General features: G+C 44.8%; 21 protein-coding genes and 1 pseudogene. 10 read left to right on the top strand and 12 right to left on the bottom strand.

What is annotated here, in order from left to right; all coding sequences use genetic code 11:
* The coding region (locus tag QUA40_RS22595; protein ID WP_333129990.1) for a hypothetical protein at positions 1–213 on the top strand (213 nt) is incomplete at its 5' end.
* A gap of 104 nt (positions 214–317) precedes the next feature.
* Entirely contained in the window at positions 318–995 is a 678-nt protein-coding gene (locus tag QUA40_RS22590; protein ID WP_333129988.1) for a class I SAM-dependent methyltransferase, read from the top strand.
* A 221-nt stretch (positions 996–1,216) separates the two neighbouring features.
* Here the strand turns inward: QUA40_RS22590 and QUA40_RS22585 are convergent, their stop codons facing one another.
* Positions 1,217–1,489 (bottom strand): helix-turn-helix transcriptional regulator, encoded by a 273-nt coding sequence (locus tag QUA40_RS22585; protein WP_333129986.1) that lies wholly within the window; start codon positions 1,487–1,489, stop codon positions 1,217–1,219.
* A 125-nt stretch (positions 1,490–1,614) separates the two neighbouring features.
* Between QUA40_RS22585 and QUA40_RS22580 the strand changes: the two genes are divergently transcribed.
* Together QUA40_RS22580 and QUA40_RS22575 are read left to right on the top strand one after the other, a co-directional pair.
* Positions 1,615–1,860, top strand: a complete 246-nt coding sequence (locus QUA40_RS22580; protein WP_333129983.1) for a hypothetical protein — start codon at positions 1,615–1,617, stop codon at positions 1,858–1,860.
* Entirely contained in the window at positions 1,842–2,048 is a 207-nt protein-coding gene (locus QUA40_RS22575) for a hypothetical protein (protein WP_333129981.1), read from the top strand. Before QUA40_RS22580 ends, QUA40_RS22575 begins: the two co-directional genes overlap by 19 nt.
* Before the next feature lie 20 nt (positions 2,049–2,068).
* Here QUA40_RS22575 and QUA40_RS22570 read toward each other — a convergent pair whose 3' ends face one another.
* On the bottom strand, positions 2,069–3,277 hold the full coding sequence (locus tag QUA40_RS22570; RefSeq protein WP_333129979.1) for a hypothetical protein: 1,209 nt from the start codon (positions 3,275–3,277) through the stop codon (positions 2,069–2,071).
* A 33-nt stretch (positions 3,278–3,310) separates the two neighbouring features.
* Positions 3,311–4,843, bottom strand: coding sequence for a threonine ammonia-lyase, biosynthetic (gene ilvA, locus QUA40_RS22565; protein ID WP_333129994.1), 1,533 nt, complete (start codon positions 4,841–4,843; stop codon positions 3,311–3,313).
* A gap of 340 nt (positions 4,844–5,183) precedes the next feature.
* On the opposite strand from ilvA, the gene QUA40_RS22560 reads away from it, so the two are divergent.
* On the top strand, positions 5,184–5,606 hold the full coding sequence (locus tag QUA40_RS22560) for a GNAT family N-acetyltransferase (RefSeq protein ID WP_333129992.1): 423 nt from the start codon (positions 5,184–5,186) through the stop codon (positions 5,604–5,606).
* Between the two features lie 91 nt (positions 5,607–5,697).
* On the opposite strand, the gene QUA40_RS22555 is transcribed toward QUA40_RS22560, so the two are convergent.
* From QUA40_RS22555 to QUA40_RS22535, 5 genes are all read right to left on the bottom strand, one after another.
* Positions 5,698–6,267, bottom strand: a complete 570-nt coding sequence (locus tag QUA40_RS22555) for a hypothetical protein (RefSeq protein WP_333124450.1) — start codon at positions 6,265–6,267, stop codon at positions 5,698–5,700.
* Positions 6,268–6,455: 188 nt separating this feature from the next.
* Complete coding sequence (locus tag QUA40_RS22550; RefSeq protein WP_333129977.1) at positions 6,456–7,313, bottom strand: bifunctional class I SAM-dependent methyltransferase/HIT family protein; 858 nt, start codon at positions 7,311–7,313, stop codon at positions 6,456–6,458.
* A gap of 131 nt (positions 7,314–7,444) precedes the next feature.
* Positions 7,445–9,043, bottom strand: a complete 1,599-nt coding sequence (locus tag QUA40_RS22545; RefSeq protein WP_333129975.1) for an Hsp70 family protein — start codon at positions 9,041–9,043, stop codon at positions 7,445–7,447.
* 20 nt (positions 9,044–9,063) lie between these two features.
* Positions 9,064–9,846, bottom strand: coding sequence for an XRE family transcriptional regulator (locus QUA40_RS22540; protein WP_333129972.1), 783 nt, complete (start codon positions 9,844–9,846; stop codon positions 9,064–9,066).
* A gap of 11 nt (positions 9,847–9,857) precedes the next feature.
* On the bottom strand, positions 9,858–10,070 hold the full coding sequence (locus tag QUA40_RS22535; RefSeq protein ID WP_333129970.1) for a DUF2997 domain-containing protein: 213 nt from the start codon (positions 10,068–10,070) through the stop codon (positions 9,858–9,860).
* Positions 10,071–10,152: 82 nt separating this feature from the next.
* On the opposite strand from QUA40_RS22535, the gene QUA40_RS22530 reads away from it, so the two are divergent.
* On the top strand, positions 10,153–11,175 hold the full coding sequence (locus tag QUA40_RS22530) for a low specificity L-threonine aldolase (RefSeq protein WP_333129968.1): 1,023 nt from the start codon (positions 10,153–10,155) through the stop codon (positions 11,173–11,175).
* Positions 11,176–11,374: 199 nt separating this feature from the next.
* Here QUA40_RS22530 and QUA40_RS22525 read toward each other — a convergent pair whose 3' ends face one another.
* Both QUA40_RS22525 and QUA40_RS22520 read right to left on the bottom strand, forming a co-directional pair.
* Positions 11,375–11,773, bottom strand: a complete 399-nt coding sequence (locus QUA40_RS22525) for a DUF4112 domain-containing protein (protein WP_190737102.1) — start codon at positions 11,771–11,773, stop codon at positions 11,375–11,377.
* A 71-nt stretch (positions 11,774–11,844) separates the two neighbouring features.
* Complete coding sequence (locus QUA40_RS22520) at positions 11,845–12,183, bottom strand: helix-turn-helix domain-containing protein (protein WP_333129966.1); 339 nt, start codon at positions 12,181–12,183, stop codon at positions 11,845–11,847.
* Between the two features lie 116 nt (positions 12,184–12,299).
* Here QUA40_RS22520 and QUA40_RS22515 point away from each other — a divergent pair, with 116 nt between their 5' ends.
* The 3 genes from QUA40_RS22515 to QUA40_RS22505 all read left to right on the top strand — a co-directional run bounded on the left by QUA40_RS22515 (position 12,300) and on the right by QUA40_RS22505 (position 15,509).
* Positions 12,300–12,998: a pirin family protein gene (locus tag QUA40_RS22515; RefSeq protein WP_333129963.1), complete on the top strand. Its 699-nt coding sequence runs from the start codon at positions 12,300–12,302 to the stop codon at positions 12,996–12,998.
* Between the two features lie 496 nt (positions 12,999–13,494).
* Entirely contained in the window at positions 13,495–13,701 is a 207-nt protein-coding gene (locus tag QUA40_RS22510; RefSeq protein ID WP_333129961.1) for a hypothetical protein, read from the top strand.
* Between the two features lie 161 nt (positions 13,702–13,862).
* Complete coding sequence (locus tag QUA40_RS22505) at positions 13,863–15,509, top strand: WD40 domain-containing protein (RefSeq protein ID WP_333129958.1); 1,647 nt, start codon at positions 13,863–13,865, stop codon at positions 15,507–15,509.
* A 74-nt stretch (positions 15,510–15,583) separates the two neighbouring features.
* Here the strand turns inward: QUA40_RS22505 and QUA40_RS22500 are convergent, their stop codons facing one another.
* Positions 15,584–15,955, bottom strand: a complete 372-nt coding sequence (locus tag QUA40_RS22500; protein WP_333129955.1) for a hypothetical protein — start codon at positions 15,953–15,955, stop codon at positions 15,584–15,586.
* Between the two features lie 23 nt (positions 15,956–15,978).
* Positions 15,979–16,581 carry a hypothetical protein gene (locus tag QUA40_RS22495; protein ID WP_333129952.1) on the bottom strand — a complete coding sequence of 201 codons (603 nt, stop codon included), beginning with the start codon at positions 16,579–16,581 and terminating at the stop codon, positions 15,979–15,981.
* Positions 16,582–17,089: 508 nt separating this feature from the next.
* On the opposite strand from QUA40_RS22495, the pseudogene QUA40_RS22490 reads away from it, so the two are divergent.
* Positions 17,090–18,040, top strand: a pseudogene (locus QUA40_RS22490) (ABC transporter ATP-binding protein); the annotation flags it as partial.
* Positions 18,041–18,974: the final 934 nt, after the last annotated feature.

Below are 18,974 nucleotides of genomic sequence, written 5' to 3'. Positions count from 1 at the left end.
TCTCAACTCCTACTGAGATTTACGTCCTCATTATTATACATGATGTGTGATTTACAATTCATTTGCGATCGCTATATCACCATTCCCAAGAAAAAAACACAGATTAAATCTTCAATTAATAAAAATCCAGATTCAAAGGAAATTCACGATTGTCCAAATCGAATGCGAAAAATTAGCTGCTCAGGCAGCCTTCTGTTCGATCGCCTGATTTAAGAACACAATTATGAAGGTGTATCACATAATATACCATTAGGATTTATACGGTGGGTTACTCGATCGCCAATTTTACACTTAAGCAAACACAAATAGCAAAAAGAATGACGGTAACATGGACCCGAGAGCAACAAATTCAACAAAGTTGGGAGGCAAATGCCGACGCATGGACACAGGCGATCGACCAAAACCAGATCGAAAGTCGCCGCGCAGCAACGGACGAGGCTATTCTGCAAGCAGTGCTCCGCTGCGAGCCTCGGCGAGTTCTCGATGTCGGATGCGGTGAAGGTTGGCTGGCGCGGGCCTTAGCAAATCGCGGTGTACAGGTGGTTGGAGTTGATGGTTCCCGTGCTTTGGTTGATCGCGCTTGTGAAAAAGGAAATGGTTGTTTTCGGGCGATCGGGTACGATGAGATTATTGCAGATCCGGCGAGACTCGGTCAATCCTACGATGGAATTGTGTGCAATTTTTCGCTACTTGGTGAAGAAATTGGAGATTTATTGCGATCGTTACGTCAAGCAATAGTCTCAGACGGACATTTGTTAATCCAGACGGTTCATCCATTCACAGCGTGTCAGCAACAGCCATATATTGATGGATGGAAAACCGAGACTTTCGACAATTTTGGCGGCGATTTTCGAGAGCCGATGCCGTGGTATTTTCGCACAGTTAGTTCGTGGTTTCAACAACTGTCAGAAGCTGGCTGGAAATTATGTGAATTCGAGGAACCGATACATCCACAGACGAAAATTCCTCTTTCCATGCTAATGATTTGTCAGTAGTAGGGTGCTCTGGATCCTGACATTTTCTCCCCTATTGCATGGGAACAATCTGACGCACCCTACCACTTTTATTCATTGATAGTATCAAATTCATTCGCCTTATTCTCACTATTTGAATCTTCAAATGTGCTGGTATTTTGATGGGCATTTTCCGAGCTTAAAAATCTCGGCACTCACGGACGATCGCACGTCAAGTTCGATCGACCTTCTGAACAATAAGTCTATTCTGTGTTTGTAGATCGATCGACCTCACCCTCACCCTCATCCTCCAAAATCTCACCCAAATAGCGCTGCACAAACTCCCGTGCTGCATCTATATCGAGCAACTTTAACGCCACAACTATCTTCACAAGCGAGTCTCCAGTTGGATCTATCAACTCATTAAACCAACGATAGACAACAGAACTTCGCACACCCATTGCGATCGCCAATTTGTTTTGGCTAATGCCATAGGTGTTGAGCACATCTCTCAAAACTCGACCAGCTTTTCCCATGCACCCCATGAGGCCAAGGGATGCCCCAACCGTAAATCACTACATATGTGTAGTGATTGCGATCTGATTGGTAGTAACTACACAATATGTAGTGATTAGTTGATTTTGAAGATGAGGACTTCCCAATGGCTAAAGACTTTCCAATCGAACCGCCCAACGACACCCAACAAGACGCAGATCCCACGGACAATCGAGAAAACCGGGAACCCTTGCGTATCATGGTTGTTGGCTCCCGCCAAGGCATAACCGCCGTAGTAAATTGGCTGGTGCGACTAGGTTTTGCCCAAATGGCAGACTGGAGCGACTTGCAGCGTGCACCGAATACGGGCCAGTGGATGCGCGTGCTGACAAAATGGTTGCAGAAGAATTGAGGCTACTGACGAGTAGGGCGATCGCATTTCCTAAACCTGATGTTTGGGAATCGTGGGATCGCCCGCAACTACCAAATCGTTTCAACGTAAGGAATATCATACGGCCGCGCGATCGCCTGGATGATGCAACTATAAGTCAAACAACCGGACTCAGTATAGAGGATGTGCGGAATTTGCGATCGCAATGAGATTTCTTTGCCAACAACAATCACAACTGCAAAGCCCCAGACACCTTGGCATTTTTAACACTTGAAATCCGAATCAAAGACCCTGATTTTACAGCAATCTTAGGTTTCCATTCATAAACCCCATCGCTAGTCGCGCGGTTGGCTATCGTTTCAACCAACTTATTCTCTTGATACAGCTCAATCTTGACCTCATCCTGAATATTGTCCCTCCACAAAATCAAATAAGGTTTATTTGCTTCCACCTGCACTTGGACTGCTGGTTTAGCCACTAATATTTTTGGTGAAGGTATCTGAGATTTTCTATTCCTAAATCCTAAATAGTGTGGCAGTTCCCGAGTGGCAATATTATTTGATTGAGGCAACATAATCTCCCCGATTTTAGGATTGAATAGATAAGTTGAGAGTCCGCCGTCGATCGTCACGATATCTCCTTTCACTCCGAATTCTCGCATTAACTTAGCTGCTGCATCTAATGTCGCTTCATTAACTGTGATAATTGCCAGCAATTCATTACCCTTGCGACCATCTTTGTCCAGCGTACCGATGACGTGATACCTATTTGCGGGATTTTTAGATATGAGTTTAGCTGGATGGTGCTTGTATTCGTAAGTGACAACTGCATTTTGTACTTCTTTTTGATTCAATGGCTTTCCGGTTTGCGGTTCGTAATTTGTGATATATGCTTCTCGATCGTTCCAGACCAAAGCTTTCAATCGAACATTTTTATACTGCCCATCTTTAGGTTTCTTGACGGGGCCGTAGAGGCCGTTACCGCCAGTAATAACTTGACCGTTGAATTTGATAGGAAAAGATAGCTGCGTGCTGCGTTGGTATTGTTCAAAAAAAGAACAGTTAATCACGGAAAAAACATCGTTACCGTAAAGTTTTTTGTATTCTCCTGTAACTTCCGAGAATAACTTGCTCTTAAAGAAAGGACTGTAATATTTGTTTTCTCCCTGATAATACAATCCTTGATTGAAAGCCATCCGATCGACCTCTCCAATTAGCTGATCTATTTGCATTTTTTGGACGTTAATAACTTGCAAATAAGCCAGATTTCCGTTGGGTAGTTCTTTTTTGTACAACTCTGCACCGTCTCTGGTATCCACAGGTTGAAAATAACTGACTGGGCTGGAAAGTTGTTCGATCGAAAAATGTGCAACTGCTGCCACAACCGCAACAGCAAAAATCATCAAAAAAAACGGCAATATTTTTTTGATCGCATTCATAAATATTAATTGGTTTCTAGACCACAAACCAAACTATCTTAAAAACAACTTATACGCCGGATTTTGACTCTCATCCCCATACTGATAGCCCAGCGTATCCAAAAAAGCCTGCCATTCCTGCATCTCATCGGGCGGTACTTGAATTCCCACCACAATTCGCCCGTAATCTGCGCCATTATTTCGATAGTGAAAAACGCTGATATTCCAGTTAGGGCTCATCGAACCGACAAACTTCATCAACGCACCCGGACGTTCGGGAAATTCAAAGCGATAAAACAATTCATGATTCGCCAGCATCGAACGCCCGCCCACCATATGCCGCACGTGCAATTTCGTTAATTCATCATCAGTTAAATCCAAAGTTTTGAAGCCACAATCTTCAAAACTTGCGGCTATCTTCACCGCATCGGCACGGTTTTGAATTTGTACACCGATAAAAATATGTGCCTCTTTCTCATCCGCAATTCGATAGCTAAATTCAGTTAAATTGCGTTTGCCCAGACATTCGCAAAACCTGCGGAGACTTCCCGGTTGTTCGGGAATTGTGACTGCAAAAATGGCTTCGCGGCGTTCGCCAAACTCGGCTCTTTCTGCTACAAAACGCAGCCGATCGAAATTCATGTTCGCGCCGCAAGCAACAGCAATTAATGTTTCTCCTGCGATTTGTTCCCGTTCCACGTAAGCTTTTGCACCTGCGATCGCCAAAGCGCCAGCAGGTTCTAAGATCGATCGCGTATCTTCAAAAACATCCTTAATCGCCGCGCAAACATCATCCGTATGCACCAAAATAATCTCATCCACATATTCCTGGCACAAGCGAAAAGTTTCCTCCCCCACTTCCCGCACAGCAACGCCGTCAGCAAATAAACCCACCTGCGACAAACGCACCCGTTTACCCGCTTTCAGCGATTGATTCATGGCATCGGAATCCACAGGTTCAACACCAATAATCTTAATTTCCGGCCGCAACCGCTTAATATAAGCTGCAATTCCCGAAATCAATCCCCCACCACCAATTGCTACAAAAATCGCGTGAATTGGTTTTTGATGTTGCCGCAGAATTTCCATGCCGATCGTACCTTGTCCAGCAATCACGTAGGGGTCATCAAAAGGGTGAATAAAAGTCATACCTTTTTCCGCCTCTAATTGACGCGCAAAAGCGTAAGCATCATCGTAAGCATCCCCATGCAAGACTACCTCTCCACCACGGGCTATCACCGCATTTACCTTCACCTGCGGCGTCGTTACGGGCATGACTATAATCGCGCGAGTTCCCAGGTGACGGGCGGCGAGGGCGACTCCTTGGGCGTGGTTGCCGGCCGAAGCTGCAATGACACCTTGTGCTAGCAAATCCGGCGACAGTTGCGCCATTTTGTTGTACGCACCCCGCAGCTTGAAGGAAAACACCGACTGCATATCCTCTCGCTTTAGCAAAAGTTTATTGTTGAGCCGTGCTGATAGATTCGGGGCTACTTCTAGGGCTGTTTCTTGTGCAACATCGTAGACGCGGGCGGTGAGGATTTGTACTAGGTAATCGCAAAGCATGGCGTTAGCAGGTTGGTTGATGCCGGATGGTGGGATAATTTTACTGTATTTGTGTTAGTATTTTTCGGGGAATTGGCGATCGTCTTCTGCAAGCTTTCATAAGAGATAGCGCAAGCTAACGCTAACGGGCTATCGAAGTCAGGACTTACTTCGTTTTTGCAATTTCCCGGTTATAAAATCCGGTTTGTGAGCGTATTAGTCCGTAATCCTTGATTTAGTATGTAAATTCATGAACGTACAAATTATAGATTTGCGTGCGGTTGACGAGCCAAAAATTCAACAGGTAGCTAGATTAATAGTTGAAGGTTTTAAAGAGCATTAGCCCGATGCTTGGCCCGATCTAAAATCTGCTTTGCAAGAAGTGCAAGCATCTTTTGGAGGCGATCGCATCAGTCGAATTGCTGTCGCCGAAAACGGTCAAGTTTTGGGATGGATTGGCGGGATTAGACAGTATGATGGTAATGTTTGGGAACTGCACCCGCTGGTAGTGAGAACAGAATTTCGCGGACAAGGAATTGGGCGATCGCTCGTAGCTGATTTAGCCGCCGAAGCTAAAAGCCGGGGAGGACTCGTGCTGTGGGTGGGAACCGACGACGAAGACAATCAAACAACACTTTCAGGCATCAATCTTTACCCCAATGTTTGGGAACACGTCGCTAAAATTAGAAATTTGCGCGGTCATCCCTACGAATTTTATCAAAAAATGGGTTTTGCGATCGTGGGAGTGATGCCCGACGCCAACGGAATTGGCAAGCCAGATATTTTCATGGCAAAGCGGTTGTAAAGTTTAATGTAGGTTCTAAATTTACTGGCCGATGGCTTGCCAATTCAACACTTAGCAAAATTAGTGGTTGAAAGTTTCCCAGAAAATCTGTCTAGTCTGGACGTGCGAACCCCGTTCGAGGGTCGCTAATAAACAAACCCAAAACTAACGAATCCATCACCGTATCCCAGACAGGAGTCAAACGTTCAGCATCGTCAACCCAGTAATCAAAAGTAATCAAACACTGAACATTAGAACCCAATCCAATACAGATTCGCGAATAAGCTTCCCGCTGCTCTGGAGGGTCGATAAACTTAAATTCAGTCCAAACAATCCGAGCAGTTTGCCGCTTCAGTTGGATAATGTCCCCAGGAGCGATCGGATTTCTGGTATCATCTTCAACCACCTTCTGTAATAGCGGCACCAGCGGAAAATCAGCCCAGTTACCAGGTGGTAGCAAATTAAACGAAACCTCCAAACAACAATCATCATCCGGCGGCTTTTTATCCGTAAATCGGAACGACTTAGTATCCGGTTCAAAATGCCAATCTTCCGGGACATCAAAGCGGACTGCACCTCTTCCTGCAACAAAAATTCGAGTTCCAGGCTTTGACTTCCAATTGTGGTCTTCTTTGAGCTCTAGAGTTTCCTTGAGCCATTCTTGCTTTTTGCGCTTAGACATAAACAGAACACCAAATTGTTGCTAATGTGTAGTTTTAGACTTGGCAAACACATTTTAACCTTATTTTGGTCGCCGTTTGCTCAAATATAAAAATCCTTACAAAAATTATGAATTCCTCTCTTCTCTATTCCTCTGTGTTCTCTGCGCCTCTGCGGTAAAAAAGAATTCCTTTCACAATTGGCTAACTTTTATTTTTCACTCTTAGGAATCACATATCTAATTCCGCCTTTATTCCCCGCCGCATCTCCATTGTAACGGGGGATAACATGAATAGCAGCGTGACTGCGACTTTGACCAGCCTGTTTATTAATATTGATTCCCACATTAAAACCGTCTGGCTGAAACTCTTTACTTAACATCTCTTGCACCTTATTAGCCATAAACCAGCAAGCCGATTGCTCTCGAAACGGCAGTTCAAAATAATTAGCAACGTGACGCTTGGGGATGATTAAAACATGACCTTTGCTGGCGGGATAACCGTCAAACATCGCATAAGCTGTTGCCGATTCAGTGAGCAAAATTAGGTTTTTATACGGATTGCAGAATATGCAGTTATTAGTAGAATTTCTTTGATGGTTGTAATGCACGTATTTATAAATTTCGCAAGACTCATCTAGGTGACTTGACTTAAATGGAAGTTTGACAATGCACTGATATGTAGGTTTTTTGTGCACGTAATGTTCTCGAAAGCCTTCTTTTTTGATATCCCTTCTCACCGCAAAATACGCCTGCCCTCCCGGTTTCAACAGGTGCGACACTTCCATCAGAACATTAGCTTGTTCTTCAGGAAACAAAACATTCAAAACATAAAAGCAAATGATTGTGTCGAATTTATCTTCGGGGAATTCTGGGAAATAATAAGGGTCATAACCCGTAATATCCAAGCCTTTTTGCTGCAACAATCTAACATCGCTGCCCAAGCCGCACCCAAAATCTAAGACTTTGCCTTGGAGCAAGTTTTTATCCAATAAAAATCTTGCCGGAAATGACAGATAAATTCTTTCGATTGCCGTCAGGTGGCTGAATTTATTTTGTTGCTTTTTCATGGCGGCATAAACTTGATTTAAATCAATATTCTTCAGTCCCTCTTAGCTAGGACAAAAGTTTGCACAGTAGGGGCCATCCCCCCGTGGTTGCCCTGATTTCAATATCCGAATGTTATCTAAAAATTTTACCATTATTGCAGTTTGGCGATCGCCCCTTTTTCCACCAACACCTTACCAGTCACCAAATCCCGCACCGTCGCCAACAAAACCCGCCTCTCATCCACCTCAAAACTCACCGAAACCCTGTCAATTCCCAATACCCCAGGTGGGTTCAAATGCGCCACACAAACCTGCTGGTGGTGGCTGTCCAAAGAGCGAAAATCCGTCTGTTTGTTGAGCCAACTGCTCGTCATTTGCCCTTTTTCGTTAAAAATAACCTCCGCTTGCGATACCTCCGCAACTTCCCCAATATCTAACCGAATTTCCCTTTGCCCTTCAATTGCCACTTGCAGTGTCAACTCTTCGGAACTTTGACAGGGATACTTCATTTCCTTGCTAAATATCGGCGAATAAGCATAAGCTTTAGCATAAGGTTCCCAGAGGCGAATTGCATAGCTGTGGCGCAAATAATCGTCAACACTTACCAATTGTGTCAACGCTAAAGCACCGTGTGCCACTGCTTCAAAAGGCTTATCTCTTTGGACTTTTGGTCGCCCAAAATACGAAACCACTAAATTAGATACAGCCGGAATTAGAGAAGTTCCTCCTACCAGCAAAACCTGTTCTATATCTGCTTTGCCGATACCTTTTCCCAGTGCAATACTCAGCACTTCATCTAAACTTTCCCGCAACTGTTCTAACAACTGCCTAGATTCCAGAATTTCCTCAAGCTTGTCTCGGTTTAGCTGCAAGTCGTAAGACATAAAATTTTCATCGTCAAACCAGCTTTCCTTCGCCTCATTAAGTTGAGAAAGTTGAAGTTTTAATTTTTCCGCTATTTCTAATAAGTTTTGCCAGCCAACTGGGCCGACTTCTGCGCGCGACGAACCAATTTGCCGCAAATAATCTTCGACAATCCAGATATCAATATCTTCGCCGCCGACATAAGCATCGGATTTTGCCAACACTTCGGCACGCACCCCCCCCAGCCCCCCCAAGCTTCGGGCGGATAAGGGGGAAGTTACAGCAGTACGGACTAAACTTAAATCTAAAGTTCCGCCACCAAAATCAACTACTAAAACTAGAGAACCGGGGCGTTTTACTGCATATCCCAGGGCGGCGGCTGTGGATTCATCTATTACCTGAACTTCCGCAACTCCCAAACTTTCTCCTAAGTCGCGAAACCAATCTAAATATCGCTCAAATGCTCCAACGGGGACTGTAAAAATTACTTTTTCTGGCTGTATGTTTTGTAAATATAATTGTTTCCAAATACTTGTGATAAACTGTTCGGCTACTGATTCGGCTGTGTAGGTTTCGCCTTCGATATTGCGGGGTGGTGGCTGAAAGTCAGCAGCTAAATTGCGTTTAAAAGCTTTGAAAAAACGGTCGGGCTGGGATTGCCCCAAACGTTGCGATCGCACTCTTTCTCCCAACACCAACTCTCCCGGTTTTTTCACAAAAACTAAAGTCGGCACTACAGAGATTTCTCGAACTTCTCCGCTCGAATTATTCGTTTTGAAAATGCGGGACATATCGCCCAATCTCAAAGTTTCTGGTGTTTGCGTATCCGGGTTAAGAATGCAAACAACCGTATTGCTGGTGCCGAAGTCAATGGCAACTGTAGTCATGTTGATTTAAAATTTTAAATTTAATTTTTCATTCCCGCTGGAAGGGTACGACTAACTTTAGCAGGAGTAAGAATTCGCTCTCCCTCTCGATAGCCGACAAATCGAATATAAACTAATTCTCCTTCTGTTATATCCTCAACATCCGGCTGGTGCAACTGTGGATTGTAAGCAGTTTGTTCCCACGCAGAACCAATCGTTTCAAAATCCCAACTTGACAAGAGATTTTCTAAGGGAGTAAACAAAGCTGAGAGATTTTTGGCGGGCATATCCGGCTTGGCTTCTGCCATTTTGCGGGCGGCGGGATAGTTGGTTAACAAAGTTTGCAACTGTTCAAAGGTAGCGCGGCGAAAATCGGCAGTTAGTTGAGCTTTTTGCTGCTGCAATTCCGATCGCAGCCGGAAACACTGCTGTCTCAATTCTTCTATTTCGCTGGGATTAGTTGTGATTGTAGCCGATATTGGCAGCGCGAGCAAAGTGCGATCGAACTCTTGGAAATTCAAATTCAGCACTGTTGCCAGCCGCCTCAGTTGGTCTAGCGTGAGTTTTCCCACGTCTCCCTGCCGCACTAAGCGCACCCCAAAGCGACTTAAGCCTGCTTTTTCCCCTAAGTCTTGCCAATCGAGAATGTCTAGCTGATTCATGCGTTCCCGCAGAATTGTATCGTACTTAAACTCGATCGCATCTCCCGCCTCAGATGCAGCATAAAGGTAGACTAAAATTAGAAAAATGCCCCCGATAGCCAGCGCGAAGCTGAAGGCAGGCAGTGTTGTTACATCAACTGTTGCACCGAGGATCTCAAACATTTTTAACTCTTCTAAACTTGTTTTAAAGTCTGCGTTTGTTCAACGACCAAATTTTCTTCGCCTTCGTAGTATTCTGGCAGCAAGTCTTGAGATTCTACTTTTCCGAGAGCTTTTTCAATTCCGGCGGTGGTTTCGGTGCAACTAGAACCGGTGGCGTTGAGGACGGTTTCGGTAATTTTGCCGTCTTTGCCGATGCGGTATTCTATTTGGCGGTATTCTGCCATAATTCTTCCTCTTGCTTTAATGCTTGAGTGTTGACTGTTGAGTGTTGAGTTATATTATAGATTCTATTTACCAATTATTCTAATGAATTTTTGTAGCGACAATACAACCGGGGTTTCGCCGGAGATTATGGCAGCGATTGCAGCGGCTAATTGCGGTGCTGTGATGTCTTACGGAGATGATGAATATACAAAGCGTTTGCAAGTTAAATTTTCGGATTTGTTCGAGACATCGGTGACTGTTTTTCCTGTAGCAACTGGTTCTGCTGCTAATGCTCTGGCCCTTGCGGTTATGACTCCTCCTTACGGGGCTGTTTACTGTCACGCGGAATCTCATATTAATCTAGATGAATGCGGCGCGCCGGAGTTTTTTACAGGCGGTGCAAAGTTAGTGACAGTAACAGGAAATCATGCTAAAATAGAGGCACAGACTTTAGAAAAAATGCTCGATCGCGCTGGTGCAGGTATCGTCCATCATGTACAGCCCGCAGCCGTCAGCATCACTCAAGCAACGGAAGCCGGCACAGTCTACAATCCAGCGGAAATTTCCCATATTTCGGAAGTAGTTCGCGATCGCAATTTGCACCTGCACATGGATGGAGCTCGCTTTGCCAATGCTGTCGCCAGTCTTGGCTGTTCTCCTGCTGATGTCACTTGGCGTGCTGGTGTAGATATTCTATCGTTTGGAGCGACAAAAAACGGCGCGATGGCTGCGGAAGCTGTGGTTTTTTTTAATCGAGAATTAGCAAAGACTTTCCATTTTTACCGCAAGCGCAGCGGGCATCTTTTCTCGAAAATGCGGTTTTTGTCTGCACAGTTGGAAGCGTATATAACAGATAATTTGTGGCTGAAAAATGCGGCTCATGCAAATAATATGGCAGCGAAATTAGCCAAAGGCTTGGCGGGAGTTGAGGGAGCGAAGTTTTGCCATCGGGTTGAAGCAAACGAGATTTTTATTCAACTTCCCGAATCGGTAATTACAGCGGTTTTAGGTGAGGGCTTTCTGTTTTATCGGTGGGATGAATGTACTGTTAGACTGGTAACGGCTTTTAATACTTTGGAAGCGGATGTTATTGCTTTGGTGGAAGCGGTTAAACGACATCATTAATTATTTCGTGAGGGCGGGTTGTACGAATAATATCTGACGAGTACCAACAATCTAGATCGACCCGTTCCCCACAACAGACAACCCGCATCAACATTAAATTTGGAGCGAATGCGGAAAATGTACATTGTGATTTTTCGTTTGATGGGGCGGGTTTGAGAGATTGTTGGTTATTTACAATTATTGTTTGTGAAACCTGTACCTACAATTTAATAGATTGAGGAACCGGTTCGGCAACTGCGGCTAGTTCTGGTTCAGCTTCTTCGAGGTGTGCTTCTAAAAGCGCCAAATTTCTCATGTTTGATTTATAAAAAGCATCGAAGATATCTCCGACTAAAGGTACTGATCCCACAACGGCTTCTAGACCGATATTGTAAATCATTTTCCCTAGAGTTTTTTGGGGAATGTTGAATCGAGTTGCTAAATAAATTAGGTAGGCGGAAAACGCGGTATCTACGATATCCCCAGCACCCGGAACTAAACCGATAATGGGGTCTAAACCAATGCGAAATTTAGTGCCGGGGATGCCAATGGCGGTATCCATCAGGCGGCTGAGTTTGCGGATGCGGTTGAGGGTGGCGAGACGCTCTATGTTGTTCATATTATTATTGTTGAACTAGGTTGAAAATTTGAAATCTGTCGGAAGACGGAAAAAAACCATATAGAAAGCGCTCATTTTCCATCTTCGCTAATATGCTGAATTCCCCATTCGTGCATGGCATTAATAATCGGTTTGAGACTTTCGCCCAAAGGCGTTAGCGAATATTCAACTTTTGGCGGCACTTGCAGGTAAATTTCCCGGTGCACGATCGCGTCTGACTCCATTTCCCGCAGTTGCTGCGTCAGCATCTTCTGAGTAATGCCGTTGACAGCTCGTTGCAGCTCGTTAAAACGCTTTACTCCTGGAAACAACTCCCGCAGAATCAAGACTTTCCAGCGCCCGCCAATCACCTCTAGAGTGCGTTCTACCGGGCAATTTGCTCGATCGACCTTTACTTCTTGGACTTGCATAGTATCTTTTTGGTAAGTACCGCACTTTTAAGTGCGTACTATCCATAATAGCTTGACTAGGTTTAAAATAAAAACATCAAAGAAATACCCGATAAATTTCACTGAGGATTCAGAAAATGATTACCGTTAGAAAAAGTGAAGCAAGAGGACACGCTAATCACGGTTGGCTCGACAGTTACCACACATTTTCTTTTGCGGGCTATTACGATCCAAATTATATGAATTTTCGCTCTTTGCGGGTAATTAATGAGGATTTAGTTAGCCCCGGCAAAGGTTTCGGCACTCACGGGCACAGCGACATGGAAATCATTACTTATGTACTCGAAGGAGCATTAGAACACAAGGACAGTTTGGGTACTGGTGCAGTGATCAAACCCGGTGAAGTGCAGCGGATGACCGCAGGTACGGGAATCCAGCACAGCGAGTTCAATCACTCGCAAACAGACCCTGTTCATTTGCTGCAAATCTGGCTTTTACCCGATAGAAAAGGCTTATCACCCAGTTACGAGCAGCGGGATTTTCCCCTAGCAGAAAGGCGGGGCAAACTGCGCTTAGTGGCGGCACGAAATGTGAGAGATGGTGCTGTGAAAGTGCATCAAGATGTGGATTTGTATGCGGCTGTTTTGGATAAAGACTCGCGGGTTTCTCATGCTTTGCAGCCAAATCGCCATGCTTGGCTGCAAGTTGCTCGCGGCTCGGTTTTGGTCAACGGTTTGACTTTAGAAAATGGCGACGCTGCAGCGGTTAGTGGCGAGTCTGAATTGGCGATTGAAGCTACGGCAGATGCGGAAATTTTGCTGTTTGATTTGGCATAGAATTGAATGCGAAATCCCCGATTTATTGGAGTCGGGGATTTGAAATTACTCGGCGGTTGAAACCGCTACTACAAAAACGAAGTCCGCCTTCGCGGACTAATAACGGATTCGGCGCGGGGCTCTGTAGCGTCAGCGTTTTTCCATGCTTCTTTGGCTTTTGCTATTTGCTCTCAGAGATTTTCCTCAGTTAATTCTTTTTGCCAGTTTCTAAATACCATATATTTCTTGCCATCGGTTTTGTTAATTTTGCATACTTGATTATTGCCGCATGAGATTGTGTTAAGCGGACTGTGAAGGACATGATAGTTAATAATGGGTTAAGCTGTTGCACATTTAAAATGCGTATTTCAGAGGTTGAAATCCTTTACTGGCTTAGATAGCCTCGAAAATTTAAATGATGAACAGCTTACTACTTAGGAAATAAGTAAATAGGAGGAAGAAACTAACTTTTATTTGTGGTATTTGTGGTAACGGTAAATGTTTAGGATAAATTTTTATGGAACAACAGCCGATCGCCCGAAAGCATCTTATTTGGAGCCTCATCACTGGTTTAGCAGTCGGCGCGATCGCAGGCGCACCCCTCGGCTGGATGGCTAATGGGGCATATTCCGAGCAGCGTTTGGCTCAAATTCTGATTTGCCGAGAAAAGAATAGAGATCAGCCAGTTGCTATTGTTGAGTCTAGGTGCGGTTCCCGATTCTAAATTTTTCTGCTAGCCAGAGGGCTGTGTCAAATATTTGTAGGCTTGTGCGAATGTCGAAAGTTCGATTGCACAAATGCTCTTCCATTCTCAACCGTCAACGCGCCACAAACCGGAAAACCGATCCGTGCGTTGATAGGTGGGTATGTTAAATTGACACAATCATGAACTACAGCAGAACAATTCCCGCTATTTTGAGTGCTACGATCGCCCTGAGTTCGATCGCCCTCATCCCACTCACATCACCTCAAATTGCCCTAGCATTAACCGCCGACAAAGTTAAAACCGTTGCCCAAGAAATTACGGTTCGCATCCAGGGGCCAAAAGGCGGTTCAGGAGTAATTTTAGAGAAACAAGGCAGCACATACTATATTCTCACAAACTGGCACGTTGTCGATAAAGCCGGGGATTACGAGGTCGTAACTCCCGACGGTCAAGCTCACTCTGTATACTATAGCCTCGTGCGGCGAGTGCCAGGGATGGATTTAGCCGTCGTACCCTTCAGCAGCCCTCAAAGCTACCCCCTGGCTCAATTAGCCAATTCCGCAGCAACTAAGGGAAACAAGGCTTATGTGGCCGGCTGGCCGATATCCGGCGGTTCTCTGAGACAGCCGATTTTCCTCGCCACGGAAGGTCAGCTTACCGGCCGCCAAACTCCCTGGAACGGCTATACTTTGGTCTACAACAACTTAGTGAGAGCGGGTATGAGCGGCGGGCCGGTACTCGATGATGCAGGCCGAGTTGTGGCAATTAACGGCATTGTCAGATTAGAAGACAACTCTGATAAAATCGTGGCGGCGGGGATAGAAATTAATACTTTCATGAAATGGCGATCGACTATTTCCCTGCCAGTAGTTCCCCAATCTCCTACTGCCGGGAACCCAAAAACTCCGGCGAATAATGCGTCACGCCCTCCCGCAAGTGCGATCGCCTTTGCTGCCACAAATACCCTCAAAGGGCCTTCAGAAGTTGTCAGTTCCCTTGCCCTAGCTTCCGCTTATTTTACTACAGGAAATAGCAACGGCACAATCTCTGTTTGGAATTTCCCCAGCGGGCAATTAAAAACTACCTTGCAAGGACACACGGAAGCGGTAAACGCACTGGCTGCGAGTGCGGATGGCAAGGTGTTAGCTAGCGGCAGCGACGACAAAACTGTGAAAATTTGGAATTTAGAAACTGGCGCGGTTGTACGCACTTTGAGTGGGCATTCCAATGCAGTTTCGAGCGTTGCCGTTAGTCCTGATGGTCAATTTGTAGCCAGTGGCAGTTGGGACAAAACGATTAAGATTTGGAACCCGAAAACAGGAGAGTTGCTGCGGACTTTGACGGGGCATTCTGGCTTGGTGAATGCTGTTGCAATTAGTCCCGAAAACAAAACTTTAGCTAGCGGCAGCAAAGACGGTTCAATTAGGTTGTGGAATTTAGCTAGCGGTCAAGCAATTCGCACGATTAGCGGCAAAAACTTGTCTGTTTTGTCGCTAGCTTTTACTCCCGACGGCAAGAGTTTAGCTGCGGGAAATAGCAACGGTACAATCGGTTTGTGGAATGCCGGAAACGGGCAGTTAATTCGGCGTTTAAGCGGGCATACTGACGGGGTTTGGTCGGTGGCTTTCACTCGGGATGGCACTACTTTGGTTAGTGGGAGTTGGGATAAGAGTGTGAGACTTTGGGATGTGCGATCGGGCGATTTAAGAGGTACTTTGAGCGGTCATTCTGGCTACGTTAGCGCTGTGGCGATTAGCAGCGACGGTAAGACTATTGTTAGTGCGGGTTGGTTGGGGGAAATCAAGATTTGGAAAAGGGGGAATTGAGAGGGGGAGCGAATGTGCAGCGATCGCTATTATACGTCGGGAATATAGGAGCGATCGCTATTTTAATAACGCGATTAAGTTGGTTCTCTAAAACGTTCTATTCCTTCACGCATAATATTTGCGACTGGATGATTGATCAATTGAATCAATGCTTCAACAGCCATCCCTTCCATTGCACTAAGTAGTCGCTGTTTAAAAGTAGGGTTACTTTCTATTATTTGAAGAGCTTCTTCTGCTACAGCGGCTTTTTGAGTTAGAGTTTCCGTTGGATAATCTTGCGCTAGTTGCTCTAACAGTTTCTTAATTTCCGCTGCTGCCTCAGCTAAATTTTGCCTTTGTTCAGGTGAATTATTGTGAATAGTTCCACCTATTTGCTGAGCATTAACGTTTGTGCTGAATCCAACACCTATTGACGCTTGACTTAGATCGATTTTGGGTTCGGGCATACTATCTCCGTAGTAATTACTAACTATTGTTGCCTATTATTTATTGTACCACCTATTTCCCGAACACTAATAGCCCCTGCTGCATAGCCCAGACCAATTGAGGAGCCACTTTGGTCAAGAATATTGATAGATTTATCTTCGATGTTAACTACATAAGTTCTTTCGTCATTACTATCTAAAACTTTATATAATGTTGAAACCACTTCATCCAAAAAATTTTCATCGCTGGCGACATTTTTTTCATTTATGAGAAAAATGTTTGCTTTCTCTCCCGAAGTAAAAGATACTTCAAGCACATACTCTCTTATGATAATCTCATAAGTTTTGGGTCCAAGTTCATTAAAGATTAGAGCCAGTATAATCAGTATAATTATTCCTATACCCCATGCTATTTCTATCTCTCTAATAACAAAAAATAATCCCACCAAACACATGAAAACTATAAACTCAAATGGCACTAATTTTTTATTTTTTATTCCTTTTTTTCGATTAGCTTCAGTAACTCTAAAGCCGGTAATGTTACGAATTAAATACACAGCGTTTCCTAATCTCACTGTTCTTTTGCTGAAGTATAGCTTAGTTCCTATGAGTTGAATAGGTGTGCCTGGAGGCTGAGTCGAAACCATAATTTAAATATTTCAATTTGCTTACGGACTAATATAGATCTTGGAAATAATTAAATAACATTTTTGTCTGTGCTTGAAAATAATTATATCACTACCTTCAAGACTTTAAAGAATTACCTTTATATTTAGGTTGATTTGGAATGCGATCGCACTTGTTGAATTATTTGGATAAGTCTAAAACTAGATGTTGGTCATTTTGTCAACCCCTGATTGAATTTTTAGCGAGCGACTAAAATCCTCAAACAAGCAAAAGCAGTCTCAACCTTAGCCGAAGCGAGACAACAGCAGCCCAAAACTCGCCGCCAGTTTCCCAGTACGATCGACCCTTATGATAAATTTGGTTCTTGCCAGACTACACTGGAAGACAAAATCAAATTAAAAATTTCCCCATAAATTTGATCGACCCGCAGATCGGGCGGGACTCTCAACTTGGTGGAACAGGCGTCCCGCCTGTGGTTGGCCAAGTAAATCTAAAATCTAAAACCTAAAATTGCGTGACTTCTGACAAATGATTGAAGTAGAACACTTAAGCAAAACTTACGGTTCGACCGCAGCGATCGCGGACGTGTCTTTTTCGGTCGAATCAGGAGAAATTCTCGGTTTTTTGGGACCCAACGGCGCGGGCAAAACCACAACCATGCGGATTTTGTCGGGATATTTGCCGGCATCGAGTGGTACGGCCCGCATCGCCGGCCTCGATGTTCACGAAAACTCGATGGCCGTCAGACAGCGCATCGGCTATCTGCCGGAAAACCCGCCGCTTTATCCAGAAATGACTGTGGAAGGGTTTCTGTTTTTTGTGGCCAGGATTAAGCAAGTACCTGCGGGCGATCGCGCGCGACGAGTTACCTCCGCGATCGAACGCTGCGGCCTGGTTGATAAACGCAAAGTTTTAATCCGCAAGCTTTCTAAAGGATTTCGGCAGCGCGTTGGTATCGCCCAGGCGATCGTCCACGACCCCCCAGTAATTATCTTAGACGAACCAACCGTCGGCCTCGATCCCCGACAAATCATCGAAGTCCGCAATTTAATCAAAAGTCTTGCCGGTCAGCATACAATCATCCTTTCCACGCACATTCTGCCGGAAGTCAGCATGACTTGCAACCGCGTTACCATCATCAATCGCGGTAAAATCGTCGCTGCGGGTACTCCCGAAAATTTGATGGGAGAGTTGGCCGTCGGAGAGGGTTATGAACTAGAAGTTGAAGGCGAGGCGGAATTGGTAAACAGTCTGCTGTTGCCTTCTTTGGAAAATGTGCCGGGAGTTCGATCGATCGAATTGATTCCCAGCCAAGAATTTTTAGCGAGTCGCTACCGCCTGCGGGCCTTGTGCGAACAGGAAAGAGAACCCGGACGAGAAATTGCTACAGCTATCATCGCCTCGGGATTTGGACTCTGCGAAATGCGCCGCTCTCGCGCTACTCTGGAAGATGTGTTTTTAAGGCTGACAGCGGCTGAAAAGAAACCGGAAGAAAATCTGGTTCACAGCGAACCAGAGGTTGATCGAAATCTGCAAGAAGCCACAGAAATTCAAGATTCGATCGCGGATTCTCATCAATCGGAATCACAACCGATCGCAGATTCTCATCAATCGGAATCACAACCGATTGCGGACAATCTCCCAGTTTCAAATAAACCAGAGTCTCTCTATGATTCTCATTCAGCATCGGAACCAGTTGCAGAAACTGAAGAGTTGCTTTATGATTCTCAACCAGAATTAGAACCAGTTGCAGAAACCGTAGAGTTGAGAGAACATCCTCAACCAGAATTAGAACCAGTTGCAGAAACCGTAGAGTTGAGAGAACATCCTCAACCAGAATTAGAACCAGTTGCAGAAACCGTACAGCCGATAAAAGGGAAGCATCTCAGTTTGGGTGTCACAGGAACCCGATCATCTTACTCGCTACAGATATCTAAACAAGCAAGCAGGATGCTCACTTTTGTAAAAAACATTTTTTCCAAAAGTGAGACACTCCCGATAGAACCTTCTCAACCAGAACCGATTGTCGAAAATCGAGAAGTTTCAGAAACCGTAGAGTTGATCGAGCATTCTCAACCAGAACCAGAACCAGTTGTCGAGACAGTAAAGTCGATCGAGCATTCTCAACCAGAATCCGAACCAGTTGTAGAAACCGTAGAGTCGATCGACTATTCTCAACCAGAACCGATTGTCGAAAATCTGCAAGTTTCAGAAACCGTAGAGTCGATCGACTATTCTCAACCAGAACCGATTGTCGAAAATCTGCAAGTTTCAGAAACCGTAGAGTCGATCGACTATTCTCAACCAGAACCGATTGTCGAAAATCTGCAAGTTTCAGAAACCGTAGAGTCGATCGACTATTCTCAACCAGAACCGATTGTCGAAAATCTGCAAGTTTCAGAAACCGTAGAGT

It is taken from the genome of Microcoleus sp. Pol11C3, from assembly GCF_036701485.1.
Taxonomy (GTDB): domain Bacteria; phylum Cyanobacteriota; class Cyanobacteriia; order Cyanobacteriales; family Microcoleaceae; genus Microcoleus.
The sequence above is the reverse complement of the archived record's forward strand: the minus strand, read 5'-3'. Positions and strand labels throughout refer to the sequence as shown.